Annotated in this window: 14 protein-coding genes and 1 pseudogene; 7 read left to right on the forward strand and 8 right to left on the reverse strand. The window is 45.4% G+C overall.

Features of this window, described 5'->3' with window-relative positions; translation table 11 throughout:
* Positions 1–85: 85 nt before the first annotated feature.
* The 3 genes from yghU (at position 86) to EYS00_RS02625 (ending at position 4,914) form a co-directional block, all read left to right on the forward strand.
* Complete coding sequence (gene yghU, locus EYS00_RS02615) at positions 86–946, forward strand: glutathione-dependent disulfide-bond oxidoreductase (RefSeq protein ID WP_130635008.1); 861 nt, start codon at positions 86–88, stop codon at positions 944–946.
* Positions 947–1,096: 150 nt separating this feature from the next.
* Positions 1,097–2,098 (forward strand): choice-of-anchor A family protein, encoded by a 1,002-nt coding sequence (locus tag EYS00_RS02620; protein WP_130635009.1) that lies wholly within the window; start codon positions 1,097–1,099, stop codon positions 2,096–2,098.
* A 5-nt stretch (positions 2,099–2,103) separates the two neighbouring features.
* Entirely contained in the window at positions 2,104–4,914 is a 2,811-nt protein-coding gene (locus tag EYS00_RS02625; protein WP_130635010.1) for a tetratricopeptide repeat protein, read from the forward strand.
* Here the strand turns inward: EYS00_RS02625 and EYS00_RS02630 are convergent.
* The gene (locus EYS00_RS02630) at positions 4,911–5,771 is read right to left on the reverse strand and encodes an alpha/beta fold hydrolase (protein WP_130635011.1); all 861 of its coding nucleotides are present in this window, start codon (positions 5,769–5,771) and stop codon (positions 4,911–4,913) included. The genes EYS00_RS02625 and EYS00_RS02630 overlap by 4 nt on opposite strands.
* 194 nt (positions 5,772–5,965) lie before the next feature.
* Between EYS00_RS02630 and EYS00_RS02635 the strand changes: the two genes are divergently transcribed.
* From EYS00_RS02635 to EYS00_RS02645, 3 genes are all read left to right on the forward strand, one after another.
* The gene (locus tag EYS00_RS02635) at positions 5,966–6,343 is read left to right on the forward strand and encodes a BlaI/MecI/CopY family transcriptional regulator (RefSeq protein ID WP_130635012.1); all 378 of its coding nucleotides are present in this window, start codon (positions 5,966–5,968) and stop codon (positions 6,341–6,343) included.
* Positions 6,343–7,686 (forward strand): M23/M56 family metallopeptidase, encoded by a 1,344-nt coding sequence (locus tag EYS00_RS02640; RefSeq protein ID WP_130635013.1) that lies wholly within the window; start codon positions 6,343–6,345, stop codon positions 7,684–7,686. Before EYS00_RS02635 ends, EYS00_RS02640 begins: the two co-directional genes overlap by 1 nt.
* A 77-nt stretch (positions 7,687–7,763) precedes the next feature.
* A complete protein-coding gene (locus tag EYS00_RS02645) occupies positions 7,764–9,065 on the forward strand; it encodes a LysM peptidoglycan-binding domain-containing protein (protein ID WP_130635014.1) in 1,302 nt (433 codons plus the stop codon).
* A gap of 16 nt (positions 9,066–9,081) precedes the next feature.
* On the opposite strand, the gene EYS00_RS02650 is transcribed toward EYS00_RS02645, so the two are convergent.
* From EYS00_RS02650 to argC, 7 genes and pseudogenes are all read right to left on the reverse strand, one after another.
* Entirely contained in the window at positions 9,082–9,489 is a 408-nt protein-coding gene (locus EYS00_RS02650; RefSeq protein WP_130635015.1) for a Dabb family protein, read from the reverse strand.
* A gap of 121 nt (positions 9,490–9,610) precedes the next feature.
* Positions 9,611–10,921: an amino-acid N-acetyltransferase gene (argA, locus tag EYS00_RS02655; RefSeq protein ID WP_130635016.1), complete on the reverse strand. Its 1,311-nt coding sequence runs from the start codon at positions 10,919–10,921 to the stop codon at positions 9,611–9,613.
* 6 nt (positions 10,922–10,927) lie between these two features.
* Positions 10,928–12,310 (reverse strand): argininosuccinate lyase, encoded by a 1,383-nt coding sequence (gene argH, locus EYS00_RS02660; RefSeq protein ID WP_130635017.1) that lies wholly within the window; start codon positions 12,308–12,310, stop codon positions 10,928–10,930.
* Between the two features lie 10 nt (positions 12,311–12,320).
* Positions 12,321–13,526, reverse strand: a complete 1,206-nt coding sequence (locus tag EYS00_RS02665) for an argininosuccinate synthase (protein ID WP_130635018.1) — start codon at positions 13,524–13,526, stop codon at positions 12,321–12,323.
* A gap of 11 nt (positions 13,527–13,537) precedes the next feature.
* On the reverse strand, positions 13,538–14,452 hold the full coding sequence (locus EYS00_RS02670; protein ID WP_130635019.1) for an ornithine carbamoyltransferase: 915 nt from the start codon (positions 14,450–14,452) through the stop codon (positions 13,538–13,540).
* Complete coding sequence (gene argB / locus EYS00_RS02675) at positions 14,449–15,258, reverse strand: acetylglutamate kinase (RefSeq protein ID WP_130635124.1); 810 nt, start codon at positions 15,256–15,258, stop codon at positions 14,449–14,451. The genes EYS00_RS02670 and argB overlap by 4 nt, the downstream gene beginning before the upstream one ends.
* Positions 15,258–16,272, reverse strand: a pseudogene (gene argC, locus EYS00_RS02680) (N-acetyl-gamma-glutamyl-phosphate reductase). Before argC ends, argB begins: the two are co-directional and overlap by 1 nt.
* A 467-nt stretch (positions 16,273–16,739) precedes the next feature.
* On the opposite strand from argC, the gene EYS00_RS02685 reads away from it, so the two are divergent.
* The gene (locus EYS00_RS02685) at positions 16,740–17,150 is read left to right on the forward strand and encodes a methylglyoxal synthase (RefSeq protein ID WP_130635020.1); all 411 of its coding nucleotides are present in this window, start codon (positions 16,740–16,742) and stop codon (positions 17,148–17,150) included.
* The last annotated feature ends 100 nt before the right edge of the window (positions 17,151–17,250 follow it).

The following is a 17,250-nucleotide window of genomic DNA, read 5'->3' on the forward strand; positions in this document are numbered from 1 at the left end:
GTTCCGCGATTTTTGTTTGAACTACTGGATGAGTCACTGTGTATACATGTGAGCGACGTTCACAATGCACTTTCGGAGCAACAATATGACAGAAAAAGAACAGTATCAGCCCCCAGAGGTGTGGGAGCAACCAGGTGATGATGGGAACCAATGGGCCAGTATCAATCGCCCTGTGTCTGGAGCGACTCATGAGAAAAGCAGAGACGTGGGTGAGCATGGCTTACAGCTTTATTCATTGGCAACACCCAATGGGCAGAAAGTCACTATTATGCTTGAGGAGTTACTTGCAGCTGGCGTGTCTGAGGCAGAGTATGATGCTTGGCTAATAAACATCGGTGAAGGCGATCAGTTTTCATCGGGATTTGTTGAGGTAAACCCAAACTCAAAGATCCCTGCACTTGTTGATACTACTACCACACCTCAGACTCACCTTTTTGAGTCAGGCGCAATTTTGCAGTACCTAGCCAATAAGTTCGGCAAATTTATTCCTGCGGATTTTGCCGAGAAAGTGGCTTGCAATAATTGGTTATTTTGGCAGATGGGCTCTGCACCTTACCTTGGCGGTGGTTTTGGGCATTTCTACAGCTATGCTCCGTATCCGATGGAGTACCCCATCAACCGCTTTACTATGGAAGTAAAACGACAGTTGGATGTGTTAGATAAACACCTTGCTTCAAACACCTATATGGCCGGCGAGTCTTATTCCATTGCCGATATCGCTATTTGGCCTTGGTATGGTCAACTGGTATTGGGACGTTTGTACGACGCTGAAACCTTCCTGCAGGTGGCAGATTACCACCATGTAATGCGCTGGGCTAAAATGATTGATTCTCGCCCCGCTGTAAAGCGTGGACGTTTAGTTAATCGCACATGGGGAGATGAAGGACAAGTTCCTAATCGTCATTCCGCTAGCGATATTGACGAAGTTATCAAGGGTAACGATTAACACTCATTTAGTGTTTTTTTACTACAACAGCAACTTCTGGGTATAACGATTACCCAGAAGTTGTCGAAACTTTTTACACTGTAAGATACAACTTGTCTCTTTTTCTTATACCTTTCTGTTTTTTATGGGTTTTTGTTGTTGGCTTGAATTTTGCTTATAGCTGAGCTCATCCTCGTTTTCATTGCAGTATTCAATTGGGCTAAATCTTTGATGTACCGATTATTGGTTTGTTTATTCACTAGTCTTCTATTATCGTTCGGCGTTGCTGCCGAGGATAACTTGTTGGGTGAGTACAATCTTATTTTGTTAGAAGATTACAACTTCTCTGGTGGTGACGTTCAAGGGCGTACATACATTGGTGGTAACCTTAACGCAGCAGGACACGCTGTCGAGTTTGGTAGCCGTTTACCTAACACAGACACTGCCATTGATGCGGTTACCGTTGCCGGTGACATCAACGCCAACGTTGTACGCGTACTCAGAGATAATAACTTGGTGTACGGTGGTACACTTAACGCTTCCCATGTAGAACTCAATGACGGGAACGATGGTCAAGCGATTTACAATCCACAAGTGGGTGTAAATACTATTGCTTCGACTATCCATGCAGACTCAGCCTACTACTCAAGCTTGACCGAGAATGGCGTGTTCAGTAACGGTACTTTTAACTATGCCGGAACCGATGATGTTGCTGTATTCAACGTTTCTGCCGATCAAATATTTGCTCAAAATAGTAATCTGTCGCTCAACTGGGGTGAGGCTGAAACGGTTATTATTAACGTTGCAGCAAGTAGTACGTCTAATGCCACTGATGTCGTTATTGGTGGTGGTGTAAATCTGAATAACGGTTTTACCTCGAATCAAGCCTTTTCAAATGTGCTTTGGAACTTCTATGACGCTACAAGTATCGACTTTAGAAGTTTAGCAGTGAAGGGATCTGTACTCGCACCGTTGGCGTCAACGAGCGGTGGTGCGTCCTTCGACGGCTCATTTGCTGCGGTTTCATATACGGGGGCACGTGAGTTTCACGATTTTGTCTTTGAATACGAGCGCCCTCAAGGTAGTCAACTCGTTCAAGTGCCAGCGCCGCCCATTGCACTTATCTGTCTTACAGCGTTATTATTTATTACCTCTAGACGCAACTTTCGCTAAGCCTAATGAATAAAGGTAATACTGGATTACTCCGGTATATAGTCGCTGCTGTACTGCTTTTCTGTGCATCAGTAGGTGCTGAGGTTAATGAAAATTACGAACTCGCAGTTAGTGCTTACTCCGCTCAAAAGTACAAAGATGCGTATATTCACGTAAAAAATGCACTTCAGCAGCAATCGGATTATGTGCCCGCCCATGTGTTACTGGCACAGCTTTATTTAGATAATGGTCTGTTCGAGCAAGCCAATGCGTCTTTTCAACAAGCTTACGACTTAAATGCTGACCCGAGTTTGATATTTTCATCTTGGGGACAGGTGCTGCTTCGACTACGGGATTACCCGCGAATTCTTGAATTAGAATACAAAAGCATTTCAAACCTTGATGACAAAGCGTTGTGGGTATCATACCGAGCTCAAGCTTGTGAGCGAGAGCAGCGCTGGCTCTGCGCAAAACAAGAATACCAGTCTATTTTGCGCTTTGCGCCTGATCATTCACTAGGTTTGAATGGATTAGCACTACTCGCTTTGAATGAGGGGAGTGTCGACGAAGCAGAGGCATTGATAGCTAAGTCTACAGAGCATTTGGAAAACAATGCAAAGACCTGGTGGTTACGCGGCGAACTGGAAAAAGCAAAGGGAAACATCACCCTTGCACAGCAGTATTATAACAAAGCGTACCTTATTTCACCTGACACCGCCTATATCGCCAGAAGCTTGATTGATGCATACGTGTCATCTCAGGATTTTGATACTGCTATTGTCATTACCGAAGATCTCCTCTCACAAGCCCATGATGATCTTTATGTGATGTTTGTAAATAGCTGGCTAACCAGTCAAATTGCGTCTCTAGCGCAGATACAGCCCCAGTTAGAAGCTATGTCTGTGCGGTTGGCAAATGTCACTGACGAAGCCTTTGTTTTAGAACCAGCCTTGTATTATTTGCGAGGCATGGTTTCGTTAATGCAGGAGAATTTTGAAAGCGCTAGAGAGGACTTTGCCGCGTTTGCGGCTGCCACAGAGCGAGACCTCCAAACTGCCATTTTGCTCGCAACCACCAATATGGCATTGGGTGATAAGCAATCCGCTATGCTGGCCATTCAAGACTACGAGGAAGACCTAGCAAAGGTAAACTTGAAACACGCCTTGATGCTTGGTGGACTCTACTTGGAAAATAAGCGAAATTTCAAAGCAGTAGCCTTACTGGAGCGACTACAAAATGCGTATCCAGATAATATCGAAGTCGCACTTTTTTCAGTGAGAGTTTTACTTAATCGAGGACTACGAGGGCGCGCGGCAGAGACATTAAATGCGTTACTGAGTGCGCATGCTGATAATCGACAAGTACTTATTGCCCATGCGCTCTTTTACCTCGATAGCGGTGTGGCAGAACAAGCAGAAGCCGCCATCAATATATTACTCACCTTGTATCCAGATGATATTAGTGTCAAAAACATTCAAGCCGCTCAGCTACTGATTGATAAACAATATGAAAAAGCTGAAGCGGTGTTGAACCAAGTACTTGCTGAAGCGCCAACCTTATTTGCAACCCAGTATAACAAAGCGACCTTGCTTATCTATCAGATGAGGTATGAAGAAGCGCTGGTATTATTGGAGCGACTGAATGGTCAACGTTCAGACCATCCTCAAGTTATCTACCAGCTAGCAAAAGTTAATTTGGTCATGGGTAATGTACAAGGTGCATTGACGCTATATGAACGATTGTTAGCACGGTATGATGTTTCTGCACAAGTTACCTATGCTGCAGTAGCTGCTTATGTCAGTACTGGTAACATAAGTCGCGGTATAGGGCTTTTGCGGCGTTTGATTGCCCGTGAGCCAGACAATGACAAAGCGCTGGTTCAGTTAGCGAGTTTGTTTATCAAAGCAGGTGACATTACGTCTGCCAAATCTTCGTTACTTAAGTTGGAAATCAACGGACTGCGCTCTGCCGACACTCTGATGGCTGAATCCGAGCTTTGGCTTGCCTTAGGTGAATTAGAGAGAGCGGTAGATATCTTAGAAAAGGCGCACCGCCAGTTACCTGACAATGTAAATATTCACCTTCAATGGGTAAAGCTACTGCTAGCAAGCAACGATCTAGTCACTGCAGAGAGTACATTATCACCCTTAGTCGCTAATCGCCCCAGAGATCCTTATGTGTTGTTTAAGTGGGCAGAGCTTGCACAAAGTCAGCAAAATATTCCCTTGGCCTATGAACGTTACAAGCAGGTGCTTGCCGTTGATGATGGTTTTGAACTTGCCCTGGCTAAGTTGTACACGTTAAGCACTCAGCTGGGTGACTTTAGTGATTTTTTGCCCTTTGTTAATGCATTAGTTGAGCGCTACCCAGATCGCTACTTTTCGAGAAACCTCTTAGCGCAATATCATTATTATTTTGGCAGTGCGGCTGAAGCTGTTTTTCACTACGAGATCTTGCTTAAGCACAATACGTCAAACAATAAATACGCACTGTTAAACAGGCTGGCGACCCTTTACTTGTCAATTGATAGCAGACAAAGCGAAGTATATGCTAAACAAGCACATCAACTTATGCCAACCAATGCTAATGTACTCCATACCTATGGTTGGGTATTGGTAACCAATAAGAAATTTAGCGAGGCGTTACCTATATTGCGGGAAGCCTCTGTGCGAGACGATATCAATCCATCATTGAAGTTCCACTTGGCTTACACCCTCCACAAACTTCAACGTTCAGAAGAAGCTCTAGATTTACTCCAACGAGCATTATCTAGTAATTCAGAGTTTGCACAACGAGTTGCGGCTCAGCAACTCGTCGCAGAAATTACCAATATCTAGGCGGTAAATGTAGAGAGATAATCAGAGACTTCAGGCCACAGTTTCTGGTTGGCGCGAGAAAAGAACTTCATGTGGCCAATTTCCTTAAGGTTGTGGTCCTGTGGACTCACTCGTTTTACTTCAGCCTCGATATTGGGAAACACGGTTAGCATGTCTTTGACGTTGTCGTAGTTGGCTATGTCATCATCGCTTGCCCAAATCCATTTAGACGGCATGGCCATTTCGTTGTAATAGTGTTTGGTTACATCACCATCAAAGGCCATCTTTACGTAGCCACTGCCATTACACCATTGCTGCCATTGTCGAGCAGCACGCTTTGGTAGCGGCTCTCCCATTCCTACCCACTGGGATTTGGTGTGGCCAAAAAGCAAATTACTCATAGGAATATAAAAGTTCATGAAAAAGTGCGCTTTGTATTGATAAGACAAGCGCATATTTCTCAAGCGACCTGAAGAGCTTGCAAAGTTACAAAACGCAGTTAGATCATGGACGTTTGGCATTAATCCCAGTAACTGCCCACCGGCACTATGACCTACTAGAAAGTAAGGCACGTCAGGAAATTTTGTTTTAAGTGAAGATAATACTGCGGGCATATCCAGAGTGCCCCAACATACTAATGACGCTTTACTATGACTCGGCTTTCCCTGACTAGATCCTCCAATACCGCGATTATCAAAGGTAATAACACCAAACCCTTGGTCGACAAGAAATTGCGCAAATGCGAAATAAAATTGCCTTTTTATTCCCGTCGCTGGCCCAATCATTACGGCACCTTTTACTGGCTGCTCATCTGGGCTGAAGGCAGTTGCCGCTAACTCGTAGCCGTCTTCACAGGTTATTTTGATATCGTCAATCATGATTTATCACATCTAGAACTCTCTGGTCTTACCAGTAAAGCTCAATTTATACATGATATGCAAGTGAAACCACGTGAACTTCTTTCATTAATAACAATGATAATGGTTTTTTGTGTGACATATGTCGCATTTTTTTGTTTTCTGGTTTTTTTAATGATAATGTGCGACATAAGTCACACTTAAGCTTGATGATAATGACACCCAATCCGACGGAACTCGAAGTCTTAAAATTACTGTGGAAAAGCCAACCAAGAACGGCCAAGGATATCCATGAGTATTTAGCACCCAAGCACGGCTGGTCTTACTCTTCGACGCGTAAAACGTTAGAGAGAATGGGTGCTAAAGGGATCCTCAGTGTGGGGACTCAGGGGCACAAAAAAATCTTTACTGCAAACTTAGAGAAAATCCCGACATTAGCAAACTACATGCAGAATTTTGCAGCGAATGTATTGGAATTGGATGAACCACTTCCCATCACGATGTTTGCCGACAGCAGGTTGATTGGCAAAGATGAGATCGATGAATTAGATGAACTCTTGCAACAATTGTCCATGAAAGAAAAGGAAAAATAGTGGATTCATTAGCAATGCAATTCACCATTGAAAGACTGGTTCCGTGGATAATATTCTCGGGGTTGGTTTACAGCGCAACAGCGTATTTCACAAGACAGCGAAATACGTCAACGGGCGTGTGGTGGTTAAGTTTGTTGGCAAGTTTCTTACCACTGTTGCCACTGTCGTATGCATCGGTAGTTGTGACACCTCTCAACGTAAATTGGATTAATACAAGTATTGAAAACGTCCAGATGATCAAGCATGCCACCATAGCTCATGCAGGTCTGAATGATATGGACTACGTTGTGGTCTTACTTGCTATCACCTACGCTGGAATCGTACTTTATAAACTCATCAAGTTGGCCTTGAATTGGCGGCGCCTCAAGGTGATGGTGGGTGAAACTGCTCCTTTGGCAGTAAAGGCATCTTCCAAGATAAAAGTGGTTGTGTCGAAGTTCAATCACAGCCCATTCGTTTTTGGTGCATTCAAACCTCTGGTAGTGCTACCACAGTATTTTTCGTCGATGAGCGAAAATCGACAGCGTATTTTGATTCAACACGAGCTAACTCATATTGCTTTCAAAGACCCAATCGCTGTGATTATTTGGCGGGTGTTGAGTGCCTTATTTTGGATAAACCCATTCGTCGGTAGGATGGAATGGCAATTTGTTCGTGCAATGGAACATCGCTGTGATCGTCACACCATTGCTCGCTATGGTATGAGTAAGTTTGAGTATGCTCAGACACTCGTACAATCACTACGAAAAGCGGCGGTGACTTATGCAAGCCCAGTGGCCCAGTTTAACTCAACCGCACTCGATGCAGACGACTACAAACAGCGACTTACTCATATCGTCGATGGTGAAAAAAGTACAAACATCACCATGGTACTGGGAGTGTGTTTAACGATTGTCTCCCTTTCAGGAGCAGTACTGTCTTGGGATTTGTTGAGCGGCAGCGTAACGCCCAATTGGCAGCATCCTCTCACAGATTATCGTATCAGCTCACCATATAACAATGTGAGCAAAATCAGGTTTTACAAACCACATAAAGGCGTGGATTATGTGGCACCTATTGGCAGTCCAATCACTGCTGCCGCTGATGGCGTTGTTATTGTAGCCGATGGACAAACTTTGCATCCTAATTTTGGCAATACGGTATTGATTCAGCACAAAGGTGGTTATCAAACCCTTTATGCACATCTCGCATCCATATCATTGAAACCTGGAGACTGGATTAGCGCAGGTCAGCGTATTGGCGTAATAGGAGATACGGGCAGAACCACTGGGATTCACTTACATTTTGAAGTGATGAGAGACCAGCAGCGGCTTGACCCTGATACCGTGCTTCCTAAAATGTGATTTCCACCACATTGAACCCAAAATAATAACCAAAAAGAGTTTTAGCTTCATGAGTTATCGAGATATTCGCAGCAACAATGTACTGGGCTTTAGTTTGGCATTGTGCGTCGGTTTTCTGGCTGAGTGGCTGTGTTACTACTAGTACCAAGGAAGAGAGTGTTGTTGCTAATGAAGCTAATCTCCATACGACTATTCCATTACAGCCAATACCTGAAGCTTCGCCAGATTCAATTGAGGCTAACACAACGATAGTGCCAGTAGATCCTACAAAGACTGATGATGTATGGGAGCGTATTCGGGTGCAGTTGTCGTTTCCTGCCTCGGACCACGAGCGGGTGGAAAAACGCATTGAATGGTATGCCAATCAACCTAACTATATGAATGTTATCAGTCGTCGTGCTGACCCGTTTTTATACTACATTGTCACTGAAATTGAGCGGCGAAGTCTGCCCGTTGAATTGGCTCTAGTACCCCTGTTTGAGAGTGATTTTAATACCACAGCATATTCAGACAAGCGTGCATCTGGTCTATGGCAACTGACACCGCTTATCGCAAAGCATTACGGTGTCAAAATGAACTCATGGTACGACGGTAGACTAGATATTGTAGAGTCGACAAATGCGGCGTTGGATTTTCTGACTTATTTGCATCAGCGCTTTGATGGAAATTGGTTACATGCCATTGCTGCCTACAATACCGGAGAGGGCAGAGTAGCTAATGCCATTCGACGCAACAAGCGCGCTGGTAAACCCACGGATTTCTTTAGTTTGCGCTTACCCCGAGAAACACGGGACTTTGTGCCTAAACTGTTAGCTGCAGCACATATTTTGAAGCATAGCACTATCGAGTTTCCACAAATCGCCAACCAGCCGGTTATCACATTAGCATCAATGAATAGTGGTGTGATTATCGATAACACGAGCGACTGGAAAGAAATAGCCACGCTCAATCCGGGGTATAGGCGTTTTCCTGCACTGCTTAGCGGGCCAGAACATATTGTGCTGCGAACTGATAAAACAGAAGAATGGCAAGATTACTTAGTGTCACTGCCTGAAATGCCAGATAGCCAATGGAAAACGTATCGGATAAAACGTGGCGATAGCCTCAGCGTAATCGCGAAAAACTTTGATGTATCAGTGGCCGATATTCGTGCATTCAACCAACTGACTCACAGTCGAATTCGTGCGGGTGATACCTTGATATTACCGATTCTTGCTGAACAGCAAATCGAATACAAAGTGCAGTCGGGAGACAGTTTGTGGTTAATTGCACGCAACTTTAACGTTACTGTTAACAAGCTTAAGCAATGGAACGGATTGGCTCAAAGCCACCTAAATATTGGCGATACGCTAACGATTTTTCTTGAGGCCAATCCTTAATAGGGTTGGATATTCGTTAAACTAACACAGAGTCATGTACAACAACCCTCTCCCACAGATGCCCGTAGTTTTCTACAAATGCGGTATGAAGAGGGTGAACTTGGTATTCATTTTGTGCTTCAACGCTATCAAAGTACATGAGTTCAAATACATTAAAACTGTTATCAACAACATCGCGTTTTTCCGTGTTGGCGGGTAGACCGATTTGTAGCGTTTTAATGGCGGGGATGGCGGAGAGTGTTTTTAATCCTGCGATAAGTAAATCGCGATCTTCTAGCGACTCTGGTTTTTTCAACCAAAAATAGACATTGTGAACCACTTGTCCACTCATAGCGTTAGGTGAATTAGTTTCAGTGCTCATGACTGTTGCGCTCGCTAGTGTAGCCGCGCCAGCGGCCATAAATGTTCTTCTTGAGATTGCCATCTAATCCCTCGTCCTATTTGAACAGTGTGAATCATTGAATATCAAGTGAACATCATCGAAATGATGACATTCACCGCTACTGCTTATTAGTAACGGTGAATGAAGCGGAGGTCAATACGCCTTAGAATTTGAGCGTAAAAACTTTTGAATTACGTTGAAAGTTATAAAGCTCTTTTTTAACCGAAGGTAGAGCGGTAATGTCTGAAGGCTGAAAGCCTTGTTCTAAAAACCAGTGGGCTGTTACCGTGGTTAAAACGAATATCTCGTTAATACCAGATTGTTTTGCCCTCAGCTTAACTTCGTCGAGGATCCTTTCTCCGCGATTTTTACCGCGATAGTCAGGGTGTGTAGCGACACATGCTAGCTCAGCCGTGCCATCTTCTGGATACAAGTAAAGCGCAGCACAAGCGATGATCATACCGTCGCGAACAATAACAATGAACTGGCTAATCTCGTTTTCAAGCCGTTCACGAGAGCGCTTGACCAAAATACCACTTTCTTCCAATGGCTTAATAAGCTTGAGAATACCGCCCACATCATCGATGGTGGCGCTTCGTGTTTGCTCGTAATGGTGTTCCATGACCAAGGTACCAGTACCATCCCGAGTAAATAGCTCTTGAAGTAAAGCGCCGTCTTTTTCAAAACTAATACAATGGGCTCGTGGTACACCAGCCGCCACGCTGGTGGTAAGCGCACTAATGACTGACTCTTCAGTCTCAAGCCCGCCAGTAAAGTGAAGTTCTTCAAGCTGAGGGCGCTCGATGGTTCTCAGCAGCTTACTGTCAGAGCTAAAAATACCATCGTAGTTTGAGAACACGATGAGTTTGTCAGCTTTCAGCGCCGTTGCTGCTTGGGTTGCCACATCTTCATGAGATAAGTTAAATACCTCTCCAGTAGACGAGTATCCCATGGGAGACAACAGAACGATGGAACCATCGTTCAGGTGATCATTAATACCCACGGTATCCACCCGCCTGACTAACCCTGTGTTTTCAAAATCAACACCGTCGCGCACGCCCATGGGTTTAGCGACAACCAAGTTGCCAGAGCACACGCGAATTTGCGCGCCGTGCATCGGTGAGTTAGGTAGCCCCATGGTGAGTAGAGCTTCCACCTGGGAGCGTACCGAACCTGCGGCGTCTTTCACGCACTCTAGGGTTTGCTTGTCGGTAATACGCACTCGGTCGACGAACCGCCCTTCGATATTGCGTAAGGCAACGCGCTGATCGATTTGCGGACGGGCACCATGCACCACAACGACTCTCACGCCTAAGCTATTTAGCAGAGCAATGTCGTGAATAATATTTGGAAAGTTCGGATGTTCGATGGCTTCGCCACCGAACATCAATACAAAGGTTTTTCCGCGATGGGCATTAATGTAGGGCAGTGAACTGCGAAACAGTTTAATGCCATCTTGATGACCTAACACCATAATCGATTAACTCAGTTTATCCAGTGCTTCCAGTTCTTGATACAGTGCTTTGGTGACTGTTTCCTTACTGGTACCACCGAGAATATTTCTTTGGTTTACGCCAAATTCCAATTGCAATACTGGGTAGACATCGTCTTCGATTTTATCGCAAATACTTTGTAAGTCTTCAAGTGGTAGGTCTTCGATTGCACACCCTTTTTCAAGAGCGTGTACCACCACCTGACCCGAAATATCGTGGCCTGTTCTAAACGGGATACCTTTACCTACTAAATAGTCGGCGAGTTCTGTAGCATTGGCGTAACCCTGTGTTGCCGCTTCACGACAGCGAGCCTCGTTCAGCTGCAGCGAATCGAGTACCTCACTGGCAATACACAAACAGATATGCCATTGGTTAACTGTATCGATGGCGCCTTCTTTGTCTTCTTGCATGTCTTTGTTGTACGCAAGTGGAAGACCTTTCATGGTAACGAGCAAGCCCTGAAGCGAACCAAATACACGTCCGCATTTACCACGCATGAGCTCAAGGGCGTCTGGGTTTTTCTTCTGTGGCATCAGTGATGAACCAGAGGTCACGCTGTCGCCGAGTTGAAGGAAACCTGCCTCGCCTGAGTTATAGAAAATCATGTCTTCCGCAAGGCGAGATAAATGCATCATGCTCGTGCTCGCCGTGAACAACAGCTCAAGAACGAAGTCTCTGTCTGAAACGGCATCTAAACTGTTCAAGCACGGACTTGTAAAACCTAGGGCTTCGGCAATGGCATCGCGGTCTACGGGGTATGTTGTACCCGCCAACGCACCTGAACCCAGCGGGCATTGGTTTAAACGCTTTTTGGCGTCATCTAGACGGCTAAGGTCACGCTTAAACATTTCCACGTAGGCTAAACACCAATGAGCAAAGTGGATGGGCTGGGCGCGTTGCAAGTGGGTGTAACCAGGAATGATAGCTTCTTGGTGACGGCTCGCCGCACTGAGTAAAGAGCGAATAACACCAATGATATCTTCGCGTAGTGACTCAATGTGCTCGCGCACCCACAAACGAAAGTCTGTAGCTACTTGATCATTACGACTTCTACCAGTGTGTAACTTACGGCCAATATCGCCAAGTTGCTCAATCAAAGCTGCTTCTACAAAGCTGTGAATGTCTTCTTCTGCTGAACTCGCGAAGTCTAAAGTGCCTTCCTCTGCTTGTTGCTTTAGCGAAGACAACACTGCTTCCAACTGCGCTTGTTCGTCGTCAGTCAGTACACCCGCTTTATTGAGTGCTCTAGACCAAATAATCGACCCGTGAATGTCCTGACTAGCCATTACTTGATCGAATGGCAGTGAATCATTCACTTGCTTGAACATACTGCTTGAGCCTGATGTAAAACGACCGCCCCACAATGCCATGTGTTACTCCTTAACCTTGATCTTTTAACGCGTTGATTCTGCTTGATAGGCTGAATAAGCGAATAAAGCCTTCTGCGTGCTTCTGGTCGTAAACGTCGTCCGCACCAAAAGTGGCAAAGTCTTCAGAGTACAAGCTGTTTGGAGATTGACGTTGAGTCACTGTTGCTTGACCTTTGTATAGCTTCACTACAATTTCACCGGTGACTTTTTTCGCAAACGATGCAGCGCCGGCTAATAGAGCGTCATTCAATGCAGTAAACCAACGGCCGTCATACATCACATGTGAAAACTCAAGGCCAATTTGTTCACGGTATTTTAGTGCAGCTTTGTCTAACACCATGGTTTCAAGGGCTTTGTATGCTTTTAGTAATACAGTTCCACCCGGAGTTTCGTAGCAACCACGCGACTTCATACCCACGAGGCGGTTTTCAACAATATCGATTCTGCCAACACCGTGAGCCGATGCAATAGTGTTGAGTTTTACTAGGGATTGATAAGGGGAAAGTGCCTCACCGTTAACGTGAGTGAGTCTGCCCTCGTCAAAGGTTAGGCTCACACGCTCTGGTGTGTCTGGCGCGTCTTCTGGGTCGACGGTCATTGTCCAGATTTGCTTGGTAGGTTCTTGCCATGGATCTTCCAGCTCACCGCCTTCATGAGAAATATGCCATGCGTTAGCATCACGGCTGTAAATCTTAGTGGCTGACGCTGTTGTCGCGATATTGCGCTCAGCAAGGTAGTCAAGTAGGTCTTCACGAGACACCATATCCCACTCACGCCACGGCGCAATAACCGTCAAATCTGGTGCAAGTGCCGCGAAAGTGCTTTCAAAACGCACTTGGTCATTACCTTTACCTGTACAACCGTGACACAGGGCATCAGCGCCGACTTTACGTGCCACTTCAACCTGTGCTTTAGCAATAACTGGGCGCGCCATTGATGTGCCTAGCAGGTATTCACCTTCGTACACCGCACCTGTAGTAATCGTCGGGTAAATATATTCACTGACGAATTCTTCTTTAAGATCCATGATGTAGCACTCACTAGCACCTGAGGCGATAGCTTTCTCGTGCAAGCCCTCTAGCTCTTCGTCGCCCTGACCCACGTCAGCGGCAAAGGCCACAACTTCACATCCGTAGTTCTCTTTTAACCATGGAATGATGGCTGAGGTGTCTAATCCGCCGGAATACGCCAGCACGATTTTATTTACTTTTTTCAACGTTCTGTCTCCTATTTCGCACCGAGTAAGTGAGTTAATATGGCGTTTTGTCCATGCATTCTGTTTTCTGCTTGAGGCATCAACAGTGACTTGTCACCGTCGATAAGGGCACTGGTAATCTCTAGATCACGGTGCGCCGGTTGGCAGTGCATTACATGGGTTGCGCCGGTTAACGTCATCAGTGCGTCGTTAACTTGGTATGGCATAAATTTGTCTTTAATGGTGGCCAGTGGGGTGTCATCACCCATAGACAACCAGGTGTCAGCGTAAATAACGTTGACACCTTTCGCAGCATCAACACTGTTGCTGACCGTAATACTCGCGCCTGTTTTTGCAGCAAGTGTGGTTGCGTGTGCAACAATTTCCGCATCTGGCTCATGACCTTCTGGCGTTATCACAACTTGGTTACAGCCCAATAGCGCGCCAACAATCAATAGTGAGTGGGTCACGTTATTGCCGTCACCCACATAGGCCATGGTTAGCCCCTTGGTTTGGCCAAATTGCTCGTACATGGTGAGATAATCAGCCAACCCTTGGCAAGGGTGATATTTGTCACACAGAGCATTAATCACCGGAATATTTGCCGCTTTAGAAAACTGCTCTAATGTAGAATGAGAAAATACCCGAGCGACAATAGCGTCGGCCCAGCATGACAAGTTAGCTGCCATATCCACGGAATCTTCTCTACCCGCTAGCTTACCTGCTTGGCTATCGAGATAAACCATGTGACCGCCAAGCTTGTTAATACCAATATCAAAGCTGACTCGTGTTCGCAGTGAAGGTTTTTCAAACAGGGCAACAATCGATTTACCAGCCAGTACTTGACTGTAACTAGCCGGTGATTGTTTGATAGTGACGGCAAGTTCTAGTAAGTCTGCCATGGCCTCTGGGGTCCAGTTGGCAAAGGTCAACAAGTCCTGTTTCATAACGCTTCTCCTGAGTCATCTCCTGATGAGGTAGTCGGGGTAGGTGGAACAATTTTAGTTCCAGTCGTGTTGTTTAAAATGTCCGAGATGCTTGCAACCCAACTGGCAATAATGACTGGGCGAGCAAGGGTAATAGCCGATTGCATGGCTGCGTCGACTTTGACTTTCATTCCGTCAAGAATAACGCCAGCATCACAATAGTTTGCTATCGATGCTTCATCTAGCTCGGGGATCAATACCTTATCACCATCGAGCACGCCCTCTACATTCGATAGTAGTAGTAGGTCTGCATCGAGTAACTCAGCGATGACGGTTGCAGCTTGGTCAGCATTAATATTTAGCAAACGACCACATGAGGTACTACCAATAGAACTGATAATAGGAAGTGCTGTTTGCGCAAGCACATGCTTGAGAAAGGCGCTTTCACCTGGGCTTGGTGTGCCGACAGCACCGTACTTTTCGTCCAGTACTTGGCATTGGATCATATTGCCGTCGAGTAAAGACAAACCCACTGGCACGATACCGGTAGAGATTGCCGCGGCACACAGTTGTTTGTTTGCCGTGCCTGCTAATGCACCACAAATATAAGGCATTTGATTGTCGGGAGTTACGCGAAGTCCGTCGAGTTTTTCACTAACTAAACCTAAGTCGGCCATCAATGATTCAACCATGGGACCGCCGCCGTGAACAATGACTACTGGTCTTTGCTCGCGAATACTGTGAATACTATTAAACAGTGCTGTCATTGCAGCAGCGTCGTCGAGTAAGGCGCCACCGACTTTGATCACTAAAGGCGCTCTGCTGATCATGCAACTAATCCTTGTTCAGAGGGTTTTCCAATCATCAGATTAGCACATTGTACGGCCTGTGAAGCAGCGCCTTTCATCACATTATCTATAGCTGATGTAATAACGGCGTAACCTGAAGTTTCATCAACTTTCCAATGCACATCGACAAATGGGGTGTGAGCAACATCATCGATCTTTGGAAAGCAGTCTCTCAATCTGACAATCGACGATGATTGATACGCTGCTGAGAATGCCTGATTAACGTCTTCAGCAGTGATGCCCTGTGCAAGTTTAACGGTAACTGTGGCAAGAATGCCGCGCTTAAAGTTACCAAGGTGTGGCGTAAAGATAACTGGCGTACCTAAGTATGCTTCAATTTCCGGTGTGTGACGGTGACCCAATACGCCGTATGCCTGTAGGCTCACCTCAAAAAAGCTAGTGGTTAAACTGGCCTTTCTACCTGCGCCAGAAACGCCTGAAACCGCATTAATCACTGGGCGAACCGCAGGGTCTAGCAACTTGCTTTCCATTAACGGCTTTAATGCCGTTAAGCTAGCGGTAGGGTAGCACCCGGGCACCGCTATTATGCTCGCGTCTGCAATGTCAGTCGAGTACCACTCGGCGAGACCATATATGGCTTTCGATAGGCTTTTTTCAGCAGTGTGCGCAAAACCATAAAATGCAGAAAACACATCTACATCCTTAATTCTAAAAGCGCCTGACAAATCCAGTATCTTAGCCTTGCCACTCGATAAATTGTCCATCCAATCGTGACTGGCTTCATGAGGAGTCGCTAAAAAAACCAAAATCCATCTCTTGCGCAAGCTCATTAAGCACATTGTCGTTCACTGGTGTTAACAAGTAGGGTAAATGAGCAACGTTACCATGCAGAGCGCTAATAGGCTTGTTGGCGTCTGCACTGTTTTCACTGACATAGGTACCGCTTAATACAAAATCAGGGTGCTGATGAATTAATTGAACTAACTGTGCCCCGGTGTAGCCACTGGCACCAATAATAGAAACCTTGTGCATAATTAATCTTTTTATAAATAGAAAAAAATCACTTTTTACCTTTGTAAACTGATTGGGCGTAATGCGCGCCAAAACTAGACCACATTACAAAGGTAAAAAGTGTGCTACCGCAAATAAGCTGCCAAGCACGAACGTCGTCGAGCATGGCGCAGTGTGTAGCCAGCCAGGGGAGAGGTAAATTGGTGTAAAAAGCGCTCATTCTTAACCACGTGAGCGCAGCATGGTGAAATCATTGTCATGTCCTGTATACCAACCAACATTTACGTTGGAAGTTTTAACCGCTTGCTAGTCTACACTGATTGAATATTTATTCAATAATAATGTATAAATATTTTTCATGTACTTTCGTATAATTTATTTACCTATCATAAAGAGTAAGTTGTGACAGAATGTTGACAAGAAACAAGATTAAACTGAATATTTATAGCCTCTAGAAATGTGAAGTTTCAATCTAACAAGGCAGAATTATGGGTAAGTTAACCGTGGCGCTAGTAGCACACGATCACAAAAAACCGGAACTACTCGCGTGGGTGAAAAAACATCAGGACGTAATGGCCCAATGTGATTTAGTGGGTACGGGGACTACTGGGGGGATGATTCACGACGAAACGGGCCTGCCAGTGAAGCGCTTTAAGAGTGGACCGCTCGGTGGCGATCAACAAATAGGCGCGCTGATTGCTGAAAATGCGCTAGATGCGTTGTTTTTCTTTTGGGACCCACTCAACCCCGCGCCCCATGATCCAGATGTAAAAGCATTGCTAAGGTTGTGTTCGGTGTGGAATGTACCCGTGGCTTGTACTCCCGCCACTGCGGATCTTGTAGTCACTTCTCCTTGGTTTTTATCCCCTCAATACAAACCCACGAAGCCAACCTTTTAGAATAAAATTGTTAACCCACTGGCACAGCTTATGTATTCCGATATCTGCTGCTGTCAGTGAATGGTGCATGCTCAAGTGAATGACGCTGCAAAAACCTTTT

The organism is Alteromonas sp. KUL49 (assembly GCF_006538345.1).
GTDB lineage: Bacteria > Pseudomonadota > Gammaproteobacteria > Enterobacterales > Alteromonadaceae > Alteromonas.